General features: G+C 44.6%; 10 protein-coding genes and 1 pseudogene. 6 read left to right on the plus strand and 5 right to left on the minus strand.

Annotated features, from left to right (window positions below; translation table 11 throughout):
- Positions 1–485: pseudogene (locus QUA38_RS08615) on the minus strand (DUF58 domain-containing protein); the annotation flags it as partial.
- Positions 486–632: 147 nt separating this feature from the next.
- Here QUA38_RS08615 and QUA38_RS08620 point away from each other — a divergent pair.
- From QUA38_RS08620 to QUA38_RS08630, 3 genes are all read left to right on the plus strand, one after another.
- Positions 633–1916: a PilT/PilU family type 4a pilus ATPase gene (locus QUA38_RS08620; protein ID WP_333064505.1), complete on the plus strand. Its 1284-nt coding sequence runs from the start codon at positions 633–635 to the stop codon at positions 1914–1916.
- A 576-nt stretch (positions 1917–2492) separates the two neighbouring features.
- The gene (locus tag QUA38_RS08625) at positions 2493–4124 is read left to right on the plus strand and encodes a polysaccharide biosynthesis protein (RefSeq protein WP_333160886.1); all 1632 of its coding nucleotides are present in this window, start codon (positions 2493–2495) and stop codon (positions 4122–4124) included.
- A 562-nt stretch (positions 4125–4686) separates the two neighbouring features.
- Positions 4687–5892, plus strand: coding sequence for a glycosyltransferase (locus QUA38_RS08630; RefSeq protein ID WP_333160888.1), 1206 nt, complete (start codon positions 4687–4689; stop codon positions 5890–5892).
- A 127-nt stretch (positions 5893–6019) separates the two neighbouring features.
- On the opposite strand, the gene QUA38_RS08635 is transcribed toward QUA38_RS08630, so the two are convergent.
- Positions 6020–11932 (minus strand): AAA family ATPase, encoded by a 5913-nt coding sequence (locus QUA38_RS08635; protein ID WP_333160890.1) that lies wholly within the window; start codon positions 11930–11932, stop codon positions 6020–6022.
- Between the two features lie 510 nt (positions 11933–12442).
- On the opposite strand from QUA38_RS08635, the gene QUA38_RS08640 reads away from it, so the two are divergent.
- The 3 genes from QUA38_RS08640 to QUA38_RS08650 all read left to right on the plus strand — a co-directional run bounded on the left by QUA38_RS08640 (position 12443) and on the right by QUA38_RS08650 (position 15311).
- Entirely contained in the window at positions 12443–13186 is a 744-nt protein-coding gene (locus QUA38_RS08640; RefSeq protein WP_333160892.1) for a hypothetical protein, read from the plus strand.
- Between the two features lie 82 nt (positions 13187–13268).
- Positions 13269–13490 carry a hypothetical protein gene (locus QUA38_RS08645; protein ID WP_333160894.1) on the plus strand — a complete coding sequence of 74 codons (222 nt, stop codon included), beginning with the start codon at positions 13269–13271 and terminating at the stop codon, positions 13488–13490.
- Positions 13491–13598: 108 nt separating this feature from the next.
- Entirely contained in the window at positions 13599–15311 is a 1713-nt protein-coding gene (locus QUA38_RS08650) for an NAD(P)/FAD-dependent oxidoreductase (protein ID WP_333160897.1), read from the plus strand.
- A gap of 573 nt (positions 15312–15884) precedes the next feature.
- Here the strand turns inward: QUA38_RS08650 and QUA38_RS08655 are convergent.
- From QUA38_RS08655 to QUA38_RS08665, 3 genes are all read right to left on the minus strand, one after another.
- A complete protein-coding gene (locus tag QUA38_RS08655; protein ID WP_333160899.1) occupies positions 15885–16439 on the minus strand; it encodes an NYN domain-containing protein in 555 nt (184 codons plus the stop codon).
- A 180-nt stretch (positions 16440–16619) separates the two neighbouring features.
- Positions 16620–17459 carry a glutamate racemase gene (murI, locus tag QUA38_RS08660; RefSeq protein ID WP_333160901.1) on the minus strand — a complete coding sequence of 280 codons (840 nt, stop codon included), beginning with the start codon at positions 17457–17459 and terminating at the stop codon, positions 16620–16622.
- 124 nt (positions 17460–17583) lie between these two features.
- Complete coding sequence (locus tag QUA38_RS08665; RefSeq protein ID WP_333160903.1) at positions 17584–19377, minus strand: N-acetylmuramoyl-L-alanine amidase; 1794 nt, start codon at positions 19375–19377, stop codon at positions 17584–17586.
- Positions 19378–20206 lie beyond the last annotated feature (829 nt).

A 20206-nucleotide genomic window follows, 5' to 3' on the forward strand; every position in this document is an offset into this window, starting at 1 on the left:
CGGCACCAAAACAACCCTAAAGGTGCCGCCGTCCTCAAGTTTACCTCTTGCCACCGATAGACCCCGCGCTGCCGGACTTCTAGATAGTATGTATCCCTGTATATACTGTTAGGCTCTATGACTTCGATCGGGCGGAGGACGGGTTCTCCCAATACAAACGGCAGGATGTCTACAACTTGCAAGAGAGTCTTAGGTTCGCGGGCGCGATTTTCGATTTCTAGTTCAACGGTGATTTGATCGCCCGCACTCACCGGTTCGATCGGGCGGCGACGGACTTCCAAGGAACGGAGCGATTTTCCAGGCAAAACCGCCGCTACTCCCAACAGCGCCAAACCCCCACCGCTGAGCACGTACAGCCACCCAGACATTGTATTAGTCGCCGACCCAAAAAAGAAAACCGTCATCCCCGATAGCAGCCAACCCGCGTAGGCCGGGGTAACAGCGCGATTTTCGAGCCAGTCGGCAATTTTGTGACCGATGTTCATAGGAGTTTAAATTGTTAATTACTCGATCGCCCCATCAAGCCTAATTGTAAAATATTCTCAGCATTTAACACCGAATTAGCTGCGAGCGATAAGATTAGAAATCGGGCATTTTTTCGCAATAAATCTACATTGACTGGAGACAAAAAAATGAACCCATTAAACAATCCTACACCCCTTCGACCAGAGGCTCAAGCCCGCCGAACACCGCCTCCGCCCCCGCCCTTGGCTGCAACTCCCGCGCCGCCTCCTGCACCCGCGCCGAGTGCGCCCCCTCCGGCCCAGCAGCGGTCTTCTGTTGAGACACCCGTCAGTACGATCGAACAAATGGTCCGAGATGCCCATAGTGCCTCGGCTTCCGACATTCACATTCGAGTAGGCCAAGTACCTCGATTTCGGATTCGTGGCGTGATGCAAGTAGCAACCACCCACCCCAAAGTAACGCCAGAAATTTTTGAACAGTACCTAGCCGAAATTCTCACCCCCGAACAGCGAAAACAGTTTGCAACTACCAAGGAATTAGATTCAGCAATTTTTTACCCTGGCTTCGTGCGGTGTCGGCTAAACTGTTTTGAGTCCCTCAGCGGCGGTGCCATAGTATTGCGGTTGATCAGTTTGGAAATACCTACTATCGATTCCTTGAGGTTGCCAGAAGTTTTCAAAAGTATCATTTTGCGATCGCAGGGATTAATATTAGTTACGGGGCCTACCGGTTCGGGGAAATCGACAACCGTAGCTGCGATGATCGACCATCTCAATCAGATGGAGCAAAAGCACGTAGTTACCATTGAAGACCCGATCGAATTCATTCACCCTTCTAAAAAATGCTTGGTCAGCCAGCGGGAAGTCGGCTTGCATACCCACGAGTTTCAGCAGGCTTTGCGAGCTGTTTTGCGGGAAGATCCAGATGTAATTCTGATCGGGGAAATGCGCGATCGCGTTACCATCAATACAGCGTTGCAAGCAGCTCAAACAGGTCACTTAGTATTGGGAACTCTCCACACTCGCAGTGCCATTAACGCTATTAACCGATTGTTGAACCTCTACCCACCAGAAGAACAACAGGCGATGCGGATTCAAATTTGCGATTCTTTAGTAGCGGTAATTGCTCAACTTTTGCTGCCAACTGTTGACAACCGTCGAGTAGCAGTTCACGATATTTTGGTGAATACACCTGCCATGCACGATTACTTGATGAAAGGTGCTGATGATGAAGCTTTCCGATTAATGGAACATGATACTTACGAAGGAATGCAGATTATCAACCAGGGTCTTTACAAACTGGTGCTTGAAGGCAGAGTGACGATCGAAGAAGCAGCAAAAACTTCTCCCGAAGCTAGCGATTTAGACCGCCGCTTGCGGACAGGAGGCTACGATGTTGGGGATGCTCGTGGCTTTGAAGGCAGCAAAAAAGAACGCATCGTTCGCGCCTAGTAGCAGCACACATACAGGGGTAGCCACAGCACTACCCCACCCATCAAGTAGCAATCTTTTCAGCAGACGCAAAGATTGGGTGATATTGTGCGTATTATTACTTAAAATTTTTAGCTTGTTTAGTAGCAAAAAATACATTTTCTTTAAGTTATAAAATGCTATTATCAATGTCAAGTATAGTGTTAAGTTTTTTAAACACCGCTCCTACTTTACATTAACTTTAAAATTGCGTGAAAACTCGCAGGTGATTACAAAGAAATGGTAAAGATCTGTTCTGAGTATTGCCAACAGTCAGCAACTTAAGTTTATAGTTGTAGAGACAAATTTTGCACAGAGAAGGTTCCGACTTTGCCGATCGCCCAAGTAAGTACGTAAAAAAAAGCGCTTAATAAAACTACAAGTATGCTTAATACAAGCAATTAGTAGCAGAACCGAGCGCGTATCTTTCGGATAAAGTAGCTTTCAGTCTAAAAAATCCTAAATCCAAGCAGGCTTTTAAAAATTCTGTCCCTCAAAAATCTGTTTAACAATTTAGAATCAGCAACCGTATCCCTAGAAATTAAAGGAGGCTAAAAAGTGAAGAGTGCATTTAACCCATCAGAAGTGTTTGAAGGTGCCAGCAAAGCAGAAATCATCGATTGCATTCAGCAGCTAGTTCCGCCGGGTTCCCCGGAACCGCAACATCCTGAAATCATCGGGGCCTTACAAACTCTCACCGCACAGCTAATCAGGGCATATCAAGCCGACGGACAATTAGAAAGCGAACCTTTTAGTGACGTGCGCGGTCGCACTATTCACCTATACGCATCCGCAATCAGCAGCCAAATAAAAGGAAAAACCATCCTCATCACCGGTGGAGAAGGATGTGTCGGTCGTTTCTTAATCGCAAAACTCCTCGAATTAGGCGCAACTAAAATCATTTCCGCAGACAATGCCCGATGTCAAAACCCCGAAGAAAATCTCCCGCTTTTTACCAGAGAAGGTGCTGTAACTTTCTATGCCGTTGACATTCGCAACCTCGACGCGCTCAAACACATATTTGAGGTAGAAAAACCAGCAATTGTTTTTCACCTAGCGGCCCAACGCCAACCCGGATTAGCTGAAATCAAAATCCGAGAAACAGTTACAACCAGCCTGTTAGGATGTAAACACGTCATCCAACTCTGCGAAGAATACGGCGTAGAACACTGCATCTTCTCTTCTACAGGCAAAACATCTCGATATTTTACAACCGAAGTTTATGCCGCCTCGAAGAAGTTTGCTGAATGGCAATTTGCCAAAGCAGCTCAAGAAGGAAATGTCACTTACGGGATGGTTCGCTTTACTCATATGTTGGAAAATAGCTTGTTCTGCGAGCAAATGTCCAAAAAAGTAGAGCAAGGTAAAACTGTCAACGTTCACGCTCCCCACCGCTACGTAACTGCTCAAAATCTTTTTGAAGCCGTACATTTATTGCTGAATTCTCTGATTGTGTCCGTTCCCGGAAAACTGAAATTTGTCGCCGTGAGTAATCTGGGGTGGCCAACAGAAACCTTGGAAGTAGCTCTTTATAAAATTCTTGAATCAGGGAAAAATCTGCCGATTTATTTTCAAGGACTTTTGCCGGGATACGAAGAACCCTTTTTCCTTGGACAATTTGACTGGAAAAAACCTACAGACATTCACCTCCTAATTAATGTTTTGGAAGATCCTTTTAGAAGTGTTAACGATGCTGGCGACATGGTGATGGTAGAATTAGCTCCTTTTTCTTTGCGCGTGTTAGATAAACAAGTGTCGAAACTGGAAACCTTAATCATCGATCCTGCTTTCCCCGAGGCGCAAATCAAGCACGCTCTTGTCGCAGCGGAAAAAGAAGTGATTGCTTCCTCTTTTGCGTGGAGTGCCCCTGAAGACTTGTTGAAGATTTTGCAGTGGGGAATCAATCCGAAGAAATTGCAAGGTTACGGAACCGAAATCGCTGACTATAACGAGATTATCGAACTCCTCCTGCAAGGAATCTGCGGGCGGCTTAACCAAGAAGTCTTGCACAGTGCTGGAGTTACGGCAGATGAGTTTGATGACTTAGTTGAGAGTCTTTCTACGCTGGATTCTATTCAAGCAGAAGTGGGATATTTGCGATCGGTGTCGAGATATCTCAGAGAATTTGCACCCACCGCACAGTTCACCACCAAAAAATCTGAACCTGTTGCTATCCCCGATGCAGCGTAGCTTAAACCTAGTTTTGAGTTTGGAGATGGCTTCCTGAGTGCCCACCCACAGGGGATGAATGAGTTATATCAATTCCGGTTGCAAGAGCGAAATGATCGTTGACTGTTGACTCCGTGTCGAAAAACTGAATGCTTGAGTGTTAACTGTTGAATCGATTTTATTATTCCGATGCAACCGGATTCGATGTTTAACATCGACTAAGTGTTTAGTTGATTAAAAATATAACACCCAGAAACCAGGTTTCTAAAAGAAACCTGGTTTCTAGAGTCTGGCATTATTTGAGGTTTAATTAAATTGAGTGACTTAACATTGTCATAATAGAGATAATATGATATTAGTTACGACCGCACAGCCGTAATGAAATTAATTCGTAGTAATGAAGCTAGTCCTAGTAATTTTAGTAGGACTTAAGTCGTCACCAAAAATGTGAAAATGATGATTGTGTGCGTGCATGATATAATGATACTTTAGAGAGCGTGGCTTCGTGAGTTAACAAAGGTAGAATAACATTAAATAAACTCAGTAAACGCAACAAATTAAATTAAATTAAGGTACTAAAATTGTGGAAATTAATCAGCTACTGTTCCTATTGATTGATGCTGTGCTATTGGCGATCGCCCTGATCCTTCTAATTCCCGTTGCAGTTCTATTTCTAGAATGCAGTGCAGCTTTCTTGTCCGGCCAGGGCGAGACAGCGGGAAGTAAAGCACCCCGCCCCAAAGTAGCAGTTTTAATTCCCGCTTACAACGAAGCAGCAGGAATTGCCGCCACCATCTCCACCATATTGCCACAGCTAACACCTCAAGACCGCCTGTTAGTGATTGCTGACAACTGCACTGACGCTACGGCAGAAATCGCCCGTAACTCCGGTGCAAGTGCGATCGAGCGACAAGACACACAACGCAAGGGTAAAGGATACGCACTGGATTTCGGGTTGCAGTCGATCGAATCCGACCCCCCCGAAGTAGTCATCATGGTTGACGCAGACTGCATCTGTAAACCCGACTCTATAGAAAAATTAGCCAGGGTGGCAGTTGCTGAACAAAGACCTGTGCAAGCAACTTATCTCATGGAACAGCCACCAAATCCTACTCCTAAAGATTCCATTTCTGCTTTAGCATTTCTTGTGAAAAACTTAGTTCGTCCCAGCGGATTAAAAAAGTTAGGATTCCCATCATTACTAACGGGTACTGGCATGGCTTTTCCCTGGTCGATAATTCGATCGGTTTCTCTAGCTAGCGGCAATATTGTTGAAGATATGCAGATGAGTTTGGATTTGGCGATCGCCGGACACCCAACAGTATTCTGCCCCGAAGCCAACGTCACCGGGTGTTTGCCACAGCAGCAGCAAGCAGCTAAAAGTCAAAGAACCAGGTGGGAACACGGTCACATACAGACATTGTTAACTCAAACTCCCCGGCTGACAGCAGCTTCTGTCCAGCAAAAACGTTTTGACTTATTGGCGATCGCCCTAGACTTATCCGTCCCTCCCCTGTCGCTGTTAGTCGCTATCTGGCTAGCTGCTTTTGCCGCCTCTTTACTAGCAGCAATTTTGGGAACATCCTCCATTCCCGCCGTTTTGTTAGCAGTACAAGGATTGCTGATTTTAGTTTCAATTGTCGGCGCTTGGGCAAAATTTGGGCGTGCCAATATTTCTGGCTCAACTCTTTTATCTGTACCTTTTTATATCCTTTGGAAGATCCCTTTGTATCTAGGTTTTCTCCTAAAACGGCAAACCAAATGGGTGCGAACAGAACGCGATGTTTAATATTTAGATTGAGAAGTTTGAGCCGCAGATACCAGCCGAGAAACACAGATGAACGCCGATACGCTTCTATCTCCGTTCATCGGCGTTCATCTGCGGTTAAAAAAATCTTATAAAAACTAAAAAAACTTCACTGCTGCACGGGAATTTCAATCACAAACTCAGCCCCCTCACCAGGTGCAGAAAAGCACATTAGCTTCCCGCCGTGTTTCTCTACTACAATCTGATAACTTATACTTAACCCTAAACCGGTACCTTGGCCCACAGATTTTGTAGTAAAGAAAGGGTCAAATATTCGCAATCGTACTTCCTCCGTCATCCCCCGACCATTATCAGCAATATAAATTCTCACCCAGTTTTTGTCGCATAGCTCAGTCCGAATCTCAATCTTTCGCTCAAAGATTAGAGATAAAGGATTTTCTAGTTTGGCAGTTGTCTCCGATCGCCCAACTCCTAACTCCACTGCATCAATTGCATTGCTCAAAATATTCATAAACACCTGATTTAAACCAGAAGCATAACAATTTACCTCCGGCAGTTGACCGTACTCTTTAACTACCTCAATGCCATGTCCGACTGCATCCTTTTTCAACCTATGCTGCAAAATTAGCAGAGTCGAATCAATCCCGGAGTGAATATCCACTGGTTTCATCTCGGCCTCATCCAGGCGCGAGAAATTCCGCAGCGACAGCACAATATTGCGAACGCGATCGACCCCAACCTGCATTGATTTTAGAATTTTCGGCAAATCTTCTTGAATAAAAGCGAGGTCAATATCTTCTGTTTTAGCAACAATCTCAGGATTAGCATTCGGGTAAGACTCCTGGTAAAGATCAATCAATCCCAGCAAATCCGAGCTATAATCGTTAGCATGGAGAACATTGCCATAAATGAAATTAATCGGATTATTAATTTCGTGAGCAACCCCCGCCACCAACTGCCCCAAAGAAGACATTTTTTCAGTTTGAATTAGTTGAGTCTGCGTCGAGCGTAATTCGGACAAAGTAACTTCTAATTGTGTCGCTTTTTCTCTCAAACTCCCCTCCGACTGTCGCAAAGCATCCTCCGCTAACTTGCGATCCGTAATGTCCTGTATAGTTCCAAATAACTTAATCACCTTACCGCCATCAAAAATAGCTTGCGCCTTAACATAAATATATCTGACAGCTCCATCAGGGCGCAAAATTTTCATCTCATACTCGCAAGGATTTCCTAACCGACTAATCTGCTCTACTGCCTCTAACCACAACTGTAGGTCATCTGGATGAATTTGCTTCTTGTGTTCTAAAATCGTGGGTTCTGGTAGTTTAGGGTCAAGAGAAAAAATTCGGAATACTTCCTCAGACCAAGTTAATTTATCCCCCTCCAAATCAAATTCCCAGTTGCCGAGGTGCGCCAGTTTTTGAGCTTCTTGCAGCTTAGCTTCTTTAGCCTTTAATTCCTGCGTGCGCTCTTCTACTCTCACCTCCAGCGTCCGCGAATAATCCTCCAACTGTTCCTTAGTCTCCGACAAATTAGCAACAAGTACCGCATTTTCTAAAGAGATAGCAGCTTGGGAAGAAAGAATTTTTAAAACCTCCAACCTAGTTGGAGAAAACGCTTCAGTAGCTAAATTATTTTCCAGATAAAAGACACCTACGAGTTTGCTTTGATTCAGAATAGGAGTACAAAGCACAGACTTCACTTGCTGCCTTTTAATATAGGGGTCGTCTGTAAATAGACCTTCTCTAGCAGCCTGGCTTAAAACTACATCTAAATGCGTTTTCTCCACATAATTAATCACCGTTATTGGCAAAACCTCTGCAGGAGATACTCTAGGGCATTGTTCAATTGCAACATCCGAATACTCCACCGATGCCGCTGCTTTAATCCGCAATTTTCCTTCCTTGGGCATCAGGAGAAAACCTTTTTGGGCTCCAGCATTCTCGATCGCCATTTTCATTAACTTTTCTAACAACTTGTCCAATACAATTTCGCTAGCTAGCGCTTGAGATGCTTTAACAACAGTTGTCCAATCCAATAAACTGCTGTGACTGCTGCTCGTGCTATAATTAGTGCTAGTAATAGTTCGATCTGCGCTGGCTTTTCCCATCGATGTAGGGGGTAAAGAGATCGGATACTGTGACTCCAAATGTTTTACCTTGGCGGTTGCTCCCCAGTGAATATAGCCGTAGTAAGCATCTATCAGATAAGTCTGAGCCACTTTATTTCGACCGTTAGCTAGATAAAATTCTGCAGCTAGTTCATTGGCTAGAGCTTCTTCGTGGATGTATTCATTCTTCGATGCTCCTTTCACTGCTCGATCATAATACAGAGCCGCTTTTTCATATTGTCCCAATACTCGCGCTTTTTCTGCTTCTACTAAATCATATTTATGCTGATAATTTCCCGGAGAGTTCACCGCCCAATGCTTCATTTTTTTTTGAAGCGAAGTCACTTGTTTTAAATGTTTTTTCTGTTCATTTTTGGCAAGGGTGGGATACAACGCTAACAGCGCTAGGGAATAGTAAAAATTGTGAATTGGAATATACATCATGCTCATTACAGCCTCAGAGTAAATTGATGCTGTTCTGGCATTTTCTAAGGCTTCTACATAATTTTTAAATAGATAACTTAGCCATGATTTAGATAAATATACTACAAATATTACTAAATTATTTTTACTCTCCTTCAATGTGGGCAGAATCAGATTTTCATTAAATATTTCGCCCACTAATAGGCAAGGATCAGCTGTTTTACCTTGCAAATTAAAGACAACTTGTGCCCCTACTCTGCTATGGTTCATCATAAATTCATTCTGATAATTCACCAACATTTGAATATATTGACTCTGCTTAATCTCCACAGAGTCCAAAGGTTCGCCACTCAAAAATATATAATTGCTGTAAAAACTCGCACAGTAACAAGCATTGTTGATATCTCCGGTTTCTAGTCCGCTCTCAATACCCTCAATTAAACCTGTAAAACTTGCTCTGCTACCCTCAGACCAGTGACGGATCATAGCATTAAAAGGTAGTGAAATTTGAGAGTGGCGCCAGTTGGTGTGCAATCGTTCTAAAAGTGCCTGAGCCATTTGACCGTATCGGTATCCAGAATCCATATCACCTAATACTCCACAGTGGATCACACCATAGTTTGCATACCCAAAACTAGACAGTGGCGCATTCCCGTATTTCAGAGAAAGAGTAACCATTTTAAATATGATCAGTGGGAATATTTCGGGTGCTGCTACAAAAGCGGCCGGACTCATATTAGTTAAAATCCGTAGAGCCACAATTTTATTAGGGTCAGTCATTGGTGGCAGCTCCAATAAATCCTCAATCTGATGATTTCTTAAAGCTAGTTTTGTCCGTATCAACTCTAGGAAAATATTTAACTTATTTGGTTTTTTCGGGATATAGACTCCCAGCATTTTTAAAGCTTCGATAGCTACATCTATCGAAGTTTGGGATTGATTTTGATTGAAGTAGAAAAAAACCTTTAGCTCGTAAACTTTAATTTTATCGAGCAAATTTTGGGCGCGTGCTATAATAACCTCAGAGAGCTGAAATGCACCCTCAAAATCGGTATTTATATAGGATGATTCCAGCGCTTCGGCATGGAGTTCCACGATTAAGTCATAGTGACTCTGCCAAGCTCGATCAGGTAGAAGTTCTCGACCCACATTAAAATATTTGAACGCTGCTTCATAGGCGGCAGAACTCTTAGCTTTTTTGCCAGCTATAAGATTAAAGTTAGCTAGTTCATCTCGCTTTTCTTGATTTGTGATTAATTCCACCCCGATATTCAGTTGGTTGACAATATCAAAGATATTTTCTGCTATCTCCGATGGTGGAGTTGAATTTAGTAGCAGGGTGCCGACTTTTAAGTGGGTTTGTTTTTTATCGCAGTCAGGGATTAGAGAATAGGCGGCTTGTTGTACACGATCGTGCAAAAACTTATAATCAATTGAGCGGTGCATAATTGCCGGATGATTTTGATTGTTTTGTGGGATGGGAGTCCCGTCTTTCTGGTGTGTTTTTACAATTTCCTCATCAAGCATCGGAATTTTATAAGCATCGCTGATGGGAAGAATTAAACCAGCTTGCAGCGCATCCCATAAATCCGCCGCAGTTTCGGAACCTGATTTGCCCCTAACAATTGCCAAATTTTCTAAATTAAAATGGTTGCCTATACAAGCAGCTAGTTTTAATACTTGCTGCGTCTCTTCCGGGAGTTGTTGCAGATTTCTAGCAACTAATTCAACGACACTGTAATCTGTAATGCCAGCGGCTTCAATTTCCGTGATGTCCCACTGCCATGCACCAACAGTGAAATCAAAAACTAACAGTTGTTCTGAGTGAATAGTTGAGAGCAGTTGAGTTATAAAAAAGGGATTCCCGCCAGTTTTATTAAAAATTAACTCTGTCAAACACTTTAAATATTCCCTCTGATTACCCAAGGTATCCCCTACTAGCTCACTGACGCTGTTCAAATCTAAACATGGGAGAATAATGTGATGCACAGCAACACCAGTCTCTTGAATTTTTTCGACCGTTTGAACTAAAGGATGAGGCGAATTTACTTCGTTATCTCGATAGGCTCCTATTAGTAAAAAATATCGGCTATCTTGATAAGACACTAATTCCTGAATCAATTTTAAAGAAGCTAAATCAGCCCACTGTAAATCATCCAAAAATAGAACTAATGGGTGTTTTGCTTGGGCAAACACATTCATGAATTCTTTCAACAATCGATTAAAGCGATTTTGAGATTCTGTCGCTCCCAATTGTGGAACAGCAGGCTGCGAACCAATGATTAGTTCGACAGAAGGGATAACATCAATAATAATTGCACCGTTATTACCCAGCTTTGACAAAAGCTTTTCTTTCCAAATTACCAAGTCTTCTGAGCTTTTTGTGAATAACTGCTGCATCAATGACTCAAACGCTTGAGTTATTGCAGCATAAGGAATATCCCGCTTAAACTGGTCAAATTTACCAGCAATAAAATAACCCCGCTGCCGTACAATTGGTTTTTTGATTTCACTGACAACTGAGGTTTTACCGATGCCTGAGTAGCCGCTGACCAATACCATCTCAGTTTTTCCCCAACTGACTCGCTCGAAAGATGCCATCAAAGTAGCTACTTCTTGTGTGCGGCCGTAAAGTTTTTGGGAAATCAAAAATTGACCGGATTTGTCAAGTTTGCCAGGAATGAAATTTTCTATTTTGCCCGTAGTTTGTAGCTGGGTTAGACAATTTTCCAGGTCTGCTTTTACTCCCAAAGCACTTTGATATCGGTCTTCGGCATTTTTAGCTAATAGTTTCATGACAATTGATGAAACCATTGAGGAGACCTCACTGGTTAGCTGATGGGGAGGAACAGGTGTCACCGCAATGTGGTTGTGAATTAATTCTAAGGGGTCGGTTGAATTAAAGGGTAACTCTCCTGTAAGCATTTCATAAAACGTGATGCCTAGAGAGTAAAAGTCAGTTCGGTAGTCGAGGTCACGGTTCATTCGACCAGTTTGCTCTGGGGATATATAGGCTAGAGTGCCTTCTAGCGCGGTGGTATTGCTATTTTGGTGAATCTCTCTAGATAGGCGCGTTGCCATGCTAAAATCAGTGACTTTTACTTGTTTTAAATCTGGTGTGATGATAATATTTGAGGGTTTTATATCTTTATGAATAATCTGGTTTTGATGCACTTCTCCGAGAGTCTGAGCCAGTTGAATAGCCAGTGGCAAAAACTTCTGAAGTTTAATGCTTTTACCCGCTTGATGGTGCTTGAGAGATTGACCGCCACAATCTTCTAAGATCAGAGCGAAACTGTTGTTATATTTTTCTAAGCTAAGGGGTTGGACAATCCCTTCGAGTTGGAGATTCGAGCTAATTTTGTATTCATGTCTCAAACGAGTAATTTCTTCTATTGTGGGGTACTCCGTATTGAGTGTTTTAATAATGACTGACGCTCGATCGCATTCCCGGACTCCGCGATAAATGATCGAGTTCGCACCAAGTTGAACAACTTCTGTAATTCTGTAACCCGGAATTGCTTTCATGGGTTTTATTCTATCTATGACTAAATTTTGGGTAAACATTTTGCTTGATGTCGATCGACTGTCGAGTTTAGGGTACTTAAGTATTTTTATATATGAAGTATATTACAATACTTGAATAATGTTAAAACACCAGTAATTACTCATGGATTTTTTAAATAGGGATATGCCTCAACTTTGAAATGGCATGGAGGAGCGGACAGCAGAACATCTGGTTTGAACTTAGACTTAATCATGTACGGTCTGACACCTCACTTAGTTGATTACAATATTGTAACAAAATTCTATGATGCCGATCGCACACAGGACAGGCAAATCCTTATAAATTAAAGGTTTAGCTAAATCTTTGAGCCTTGTCACCCAGAAAAAATGGGACGCCCAGGGCTGGAAAACGCTCGTTTAGCCGATCGAGAGTACAATCTAGTATGACTTGCATCATAAACAAGCATGATTCAGATCATAGATTTATGATGATCAACTTGCTATAATGTTTTCATCATCAGGTGCATCGCCATGGAAGAAGTCCTAGCATTGATTGAAAAGAAGAAGCAAGAATTTGCTAAATCTGGGCTATTTGAGTTTATGCGGGACACAAGTATAGACCCAAGACAGCGCCTAGCTTTCGCTCCCTGTGTTTCTCCTTTCGTGATGAGTTTTGGTGAATTTAACAAGTATGTCTTCCGAGAAGAACCCACCAACGATCCACTTCAGGTAATAGTCAACAATCACACTTATGAAGACGATCATCACTGGTTGTGGTTTTTGCAAGATTTGGAAACACTGGGTATTAACAGATCTGTGAAGTTCAGCGATGCTTTGAATTTTCTGTGGAATGAAGAAACAAAAGCTTCGCGTTGGGTATCACATCAAATTTTTCGCTCTGCTTTTGGGGCTAGTCCTACTACTAAGTTAGCTATTCTGGAAGTGATAGAAGCAACGGGTAATGTGTTCTTCTCAACGGCGGCACCTATTGCTCAAGAATTACGAACAATTACCCAAAAGGAGTTTCTTTATTTTGGGTGTTTTCATCTAGCAGTGGAAACAGGTCATACTACAGGAACGCCGGAAGTGGATCAATTGATTAAAAACATACAACTGTCAGAGGAAACCCGTCAAGAGGCTGTTAAGATAGTTGATAACTTGTTTGAAGTTTTTACCGAACTGACGGATGAGCTTCTGGTTTATGCAAAAACCCATAGCTTTGAGCAACCTTTTGCCAAACCCTGGGATATTTTGCAACCTTTAAAAGCTGCGTAGATTGCGAGATGTAAACTTTTCCACTTTTAGAACTAGAACGTTTTAGAATTAGATAACTTCATTACTTAGAAGGAGAGGCATTATGTCACAAGTGAACAGGAATTCAACTCCAATCAATGAGCTAGAACCGAATCTTATTCATACTTGGACGGAGAATTTGGATATTGCTCATACTTGGACGGAGAATTTGGATATTGCTCATACTTGGACGGAGAATTTAGATATTGCTCATACTTGGACGGAGAATTTAGATATTTCCCACACTTCTCACATACCGGAAGAGGAAAAACTCGCAGTCGGATAAAACCTGTTGCAAACAGATTTCAGCCTCGCTGATTCCGACGAGGCTGACCAGTTATACATTTGTCTCTTCAATGCCCAAAAAAAGTAGTATCTACTATCTCTATTTGATATGAGCCATTACGACGTTGTTATTGTCGGCGGCGGTCCCGCTGGGAGCACTGCTGGCACTCTGATCAAGAAATACAATCCCAATCTGAGCGTGCTAATCGTAGAGAAAGAAAAATTCCCTCGCGATCACGTTGGGGAAAGTCAATTGCCTCAAATTAGTGATGTGCTTCAGGAAATGGGATGCTGGGACAAAGTAGAAGCAGCCGACTTCCCGATTAAGATTGGTGGAATCTATCGCTGGGGAACAGATCCACAGCCTTGGGATTTTAATTTCATTCAGCCGGAGTTGTTTAAAGATGAACAGCGGCCTGCTAAATTTGAGGGACAGAGACGGCAAACTGCTTTTCAGGTCGATCGAGCAAAATATGACGAAATTTTGCTGCGCCACGCGGCAGAAATGGGATGCTTAGTCAGAGAAGAAACTGCGGTTGTTAAGGTAGATGTAGTGGGCGATCGGATTACGGCTTTGCACGTGCGATCGCAAGAACAAATAACCGCCCGCTACTACATCGACGCATCCGGTCACATTGGCGTGCTGCGGCGAGCTTTGGGCGTTAAGACACACAGCCCGACGCGACTGCAAAATATAGCTATCTGGGACTATTGGACAAACGCTGAATGGTCAGATAAAATTGGCGTTGGCGGCACCCGGATACAGGTAATGAGTTTGAGTCACGGGTGGCTTTGGTTCATTCCCTTGGGCCCAACTCGCACCAGTATCGGCTTCGTTTGCCCTGCGGAACATTATAAGTCACTGAAAAAGCGACCAGAGGATATCTATACCGAAGCCCTCAATAGCGAACCTCGCATCAACAAGTTAATCGCTAATGCTACCAGTACCGGAAAGATTGAAACTACAAAAGATTGGTCATTTTTGGCTGATAAAACAGTAGGAGAAAACTGGTTTTTGGTAGGTGAAACTGCTGGTTTCGCTGACCCGATTTTATCGGCGGGCATGACTTTAGCTCATACCGGTGCCCGTGAATTGGCTTACACGATTTTGGAATTAGAGCAAGAGCAGCAGAAATACGACGGCAACTGGCTTAAATCTCAATACGACCACAATCAACGGAGCCGAGTTGAACAGCATATTCGCTTCGCTGATTATTGGTACGCTGCTAACGGTCAATTCACTGATTTACAAGAACATTCAAGGGAAATTGCGCGGGATGCTGGTTTGAATTTAAGCCCGGAAAAAGCTTTTCGGTGGTTAGCTCAAGGTGGATTTACGAATGATATTTTGGGTCAAGCGGTGATTGCTGGATTTGATTTGGGTTGTATGAAACAGGTGATGCAGCGCTTTTCAAAGGAGGAGGTTCCTTGGCTACTTTCGGCGTACAATGTGTTTCAGTTAGACTTAGTGGAGGCTGATGTTGAATTTGTAGCGGTTTATAATGCTGGTGAAATTAACAGGATCAAGTGTTATGTTAAGAACGGTCAGCGCTTGCCCATTACAGGTTTTTATGGTTTGCTGATTGACATTTTGAGCCACACTCAGTACATTGAACAAATTTATCGGCAGTTGATACTGGTGCTTGGAGAGCGTTTTTCTGTGCAACACGCTCGAGTAGCTCTTCATCAAGCCCTTGGGTGTTTGGAGGTGATGGTGACTTCTGGTATTGTCAAGGCGATATTAAACCCGGAGTTGTCTAAGTTGAATATTTCCATACCTATGGAAGGTGAGTTAATCCACACTCACAGCGATGTGAATTAAGGCGCTACCAGAAAGCTTGACACCAAACCATCTCAAATCTTAAAAAACAAAAAGTCTGAAGCTGGAAAATTCCAACTTCAGACTTTTACTAACTCCCCGGGTAGGATTTGAACCTACGACCAATCGGTTACACTTATCCCAACGTTTCCGAAGGGCGCGGACTATTTCATCATCCCTACAAATCATGCTTTTGATCTGTCGTCGGATGTCGGGCGCTGTGAGATTTATTGGTTAGGCTCCTCATCTCTAGTCTCTGCACCTTTCCGGCTACTTGCGATCGCAACCGCTGCCTTTCGCCAGACTTGGATCAAGATTGCCGCCACCCGAAGTGCTGCGGTTTCCTTGAATTCACCCGATTTTTCAGTATCCGTTACCGGATAGAGCTGCTATGTCACTAGGGCTTTTGGTTGATGCCAAAGGCTTGCATTCATTACAGCCGACCGCTCTGCCACTGAGCTACCGAGGATTGGGGGTTTTTGTTACCCACATTTACTAACAATAGCTGAACTTACTCGATTTGGCAAGGCCTTTGATAAACTTTTTTTTTGTCAGACAGCGAGGGGGTTTCAGCAGCTAATGCAGCCCCATTCTCAACTTGGCGAGGCGCTGCTGGGATTCTGGATCGAGGGAATTGGCGAGAAAGCGACTGGAGTTGTGTTTGCGGGATTTGTGCTGGCGCTCGCTGCGGCGGGCAGTGGATTCTACGTCAGCCGCTAGTTGTTCGGCGGACATCCATTCGGCACCGTAGCCGACTACGGTCAATTGCTGCGCTCGGTCTGAGGTGGCGACAATCATGCGGCCTTTGCCTTTGACCGATCGCAACTCGTAGCGCAAACTAGCACAAGATTTTTCAATATAAGTATCTGCTGTCTGACCGAAGTCAGTGTAGTGCACCGATAAATTTTTAGTAATAATTTCTTTAACGCTGGGAGTATCTCGATAGTGCGCGTCAAACACCAGTCGAGCCTCAAAATCTTGAACAGCGCTGTAGTTAACTAAAAGCTCTATTAACTCGCGGCGAGCTGTTTCGAGTTCGTCGCGATCGCGCTTCTCTCGAAGTCGAGGCCAAAGTCCAATTATGTTATAGCCGTCTACAAGTAAAACTGCTTGTGATACATAGGGTGACATGGTTCAAGGCTGAAGAGATCCAGCACGTATAGGACATTATTTGCATTCTTCATCAAAGCTTTTGTTCAATAATATTACCTATTGATGTGTAATTGCTAGGTTACATCGCAATAATTAAACCCCCCAGAACCAGCTTTACCTGAGTTTTGGGGGGTTAGATTAACCTATAAATTTTCCGGCTTATTCGGCAGATTCCAGCGATACGGGCGATCGTACGACTGTCGGCAGGGATATTTTCTCAACAGCAGGAGTACAACCGAGCCACTGGACCGACAACTCCGCAAACTGCTGCGGGGGGCCGCTCACGCAAAAACGAGTCGGTAGCGCAGTACCAGGATTCCGCAGCCCCAAAAGCTCCAATTCTCTGGCTGCAGCAGCCACCACCCGTACCGCAGGATCGATCAATGTCACCCCAGCAGGCAAAAGCGAGCGAAGCACAGGAGCCAACAGCGGATAATGAGTGCAGCCGTAAATCAGCGTATCGATGCGCTGCTGAATCAAAGGAGCCAAATATTCCCGAGCCACTTCACAAGTATAAGGGTCGTGAATCCGGTTTTGCTCCACCAGCGGCACAAAAGCCGGACAGCTAACCTGCCAGACCAGGCAAGAATCGTCCATCTCCAAAATCGCATTTCGATAAGCATTGCTAGCAGCCGTAACAGGAGTTGCGATGACCCCGATCCGCTTGCCTTGCTGCACCGCAGCCTGGGCCCCCGGCAGAATTACTCCCAGCACCGGGATATCAAATTCAGCCTGCACCATCTCCATCGCCAAAGCAGAACTGGTGTTGCAGGCCATAATGACCATTTTCACATCCTGTTCCACAAACCAGGCCATAATTTCGCGGACAAACTCCACAATTTCTGACGGTGTGCGAGTGCCGTAAGGCAGCCTCGCCGTATCTCCAAAATAAAGTATCGATTCGTTGGGCAATTGTCGGTACAACTGGGTCAACACAGTCAAACCGCCCACGCCGCTGTCAAAAATACCGATTCTTTGTTGTCCAGAGTCTGTTGTCATTTGTTAGTTGTCAATTGTCAGTTGTCAGTTGTCACTGGGCACTGGGCACTGGTCAGTTGTCAGTTGCTACCAATAACAAATAACAAGTAACCAATTACCAATTACCAATCCCTCCGGCAATATATTATCTTTGTTGAAGATAAAGCAAAATGCCGCGAGCGATCGAAGCAGCCATTTGACTGCGGTAAGCTGGGTCAGAAAGCCTAGCAGCATCCTCAGCACCCGTGACAAAACCCACCTCCACCAAAACAGAAGGCATAGAAGTCTTTCTCAAAACATAAAATCTCGCCTGCCGCACTCGGCGGTCAGTCGCCCCCGTGCCCTGCAAAATACTGCCGTGTATCACCCGGGCCAAATCTTCGCCGTTATTGAAATAATAAGTCTCAATCCCGCTAATATCCGGCCGACTCATATTAATCGCATTAGCGTGAATGCTGACAAATAAACTAGCATTCACCCGTTCTGCCAAAGAAACTCTGGGTTCCAGGTCGATTTCGCTGTCGTCAGTCCGAGTCATCACCGCCTGCACCCCCTGCTGTTCCAGCAGCCTCGCCACCTGAAAAGAGATATCCAAAACAATCTCCTTCTCCTGAATGCCCTGAATCCCCACGGCCCCCGGATCGCGGCCACCGTGACCAGGATCGATCGCTACCACGGCCCGGCGGTTAGAAGCTTGGGGCAAATCGTCGCTTCCCAAAGTCCTTCTCGGCAAAGGCGACAAATTGGGAGCGCGAGTCAAAGGTTGCTGCGCGCTAGCATTAGAGCGCAACTGCAAAGACAGCAACTGCGGACTCGGCCTCGTCACCCTGCCTACCTCTACCCCCGATCGAGGCTGCACCCAAATCACCACAGTCTCCGCATCTTCTTGGCTAGCAGTAAACGATACAGGACTGTTGGAATCCAGCTGAGGAATTTCCCCCGCCAGGGAACTAGAGGCGAGTCTAATCCAGTAAGCTCTCGACCCCTGGTCCCACCCGCTGGTATAGGAGACTTGGCGGTCAGTTCTCACCACCAGTTGCGTGCCGTTACTGGCTAAATCAATTGACTGAACTCTCGCTAAATTTCCTTGAGCTTGTCTAGCCGGAGGATCTACAGTCAGGCGGCGGGAAACCGAGGGCTGTCGTACTACAGTTCCCGGCAATAGCGCAACCCCGCCCAAATTGCTCACAGATGCCCGCCACTGAGTATTAGAATTCTTCATCCGCAAAGTCACGCGGGTAACGGGCGGGTCTGTTGGCAGTTGCCGGACTTCAATCTTGTCAACCCCGTGCTGACCGTTCGTTTGAGGCTGTTGGCTGCTTAGGGCCGGAGCTACACTAGCTCCTTCAATATCGAGGGTGGCGATGTCCCCAGCCCGACTTTGTTGAAAATTAATTTGGGGCCGACCGCCCGCAGTGCGGACTAAAAAACCGTCCGCCGTCACCTGAACGTTTTGAACTACAGTCGCCTCTGCCGACTGAGCTTGGGATGCTGAAGGTTCCACCGATAACCTGTCTCCCCCAGGCTCTGAAATCGGATTTTGAGTTTCTCCCCGCACCGGCGTTGGCAAGTCCACTGTCCACTCGCTTGGAGAAATACCCCGAAATTTTACTTGCTGAGGGTCTATAGTAAACCCGTCTTTGATCTCGACCACAATTCTGGTCGTATCGTTGTCAAACTGTCCTACCCGCACCGATTCGATCGCCCCTGAGAGCGGTTTGCTGACCGAGGGACGACCCAGACTCGTCCCCGGCAAGTCGATTACCAACCGCATCGGGTTGAAAATCAGTTGAGCCTTGGGTTGTACTCCCCCGTCTGTTGTAATGTAAAGCCGATTCTCTGAAGCATCAAACCGCCAAGATTGCAGTCTAGCTGCTTCGGCGGCTCCGGCGAGCAAAAATACACTTAAGAAACTCGGTAGTAGCCAGTGGAATTTCACGACAGTTTTTTCCTCGTTTGCGTTACTGCCAAAAGCTGGAAGGGCGCTGCTTGCCCGATCGGCTTTCAGCAGTTAGCCGCCAGCAGACCGGTGGCACGGGGCCATCAGTTGTTGGCTAAATTGACTTTTTTATGCGTTAACAGGCTCCCAAATGCCAGAACTCTGCATTTTTTAACTTTTCCGTATACTTGGGGGCGATCGGTTATAAGCAGACTGAAATATTGTTTGCACAAGGGAAGGTATTTATTTTTAGGAGCAAGAAACAGGGTGTTTCTTGAAGCTAGAAGGTACAAGTTAGAAGGTACAAGTTAGAAGGTAGAATTTTACCGTTCTTCCAGGGAGGGGTTTTATAGCTCTTTAATGTTGGCGAAGCTCGTTATGGCAAGGGTTATAATCCGCTTTACACTTGCGTTTTCTTCTAACTTTTCCTAAACTACCTCAATAACTTAACAACTTAGCTCGCGAACAATCCGGATTTTCAAGATTTAGGTAACTTTTCAAGGTTGCCAAATGTTACTCCCAGACAAACTGACATAATTCTTTTGGGAAAGCTTTTTTTGCTAACACATCGACTAAATACAACTACATATCCCCACTGCTCTCTTTTTTTCTGAACTTTTTAATCAGGGATTTTCGGTGCTGCTTGAAACTTAGTGGGACGATCACGATCGCGCCAGCCAATTTGACAGTATGATAGCTAGTCCATATTTTCAGCAGTAACGGGAGAGTTTTGTGTGTTACTTGGGCGGGCAATGCTTTGTCCTTTAGGCTCTTTTTGAGTGCACGATCAACAGCCAGAGCATTGGTTGGTTGACCTGAGAAAAAGTTT

The organism is Microcoleus sp. Pol12B4 (genome assembly GCF_036701385.1).
GTDB lineage: Bacteria > Cyanobacteriota > Cyanobacteriia > Cyanobacteriales > Microcoleaceae > Microcoleus.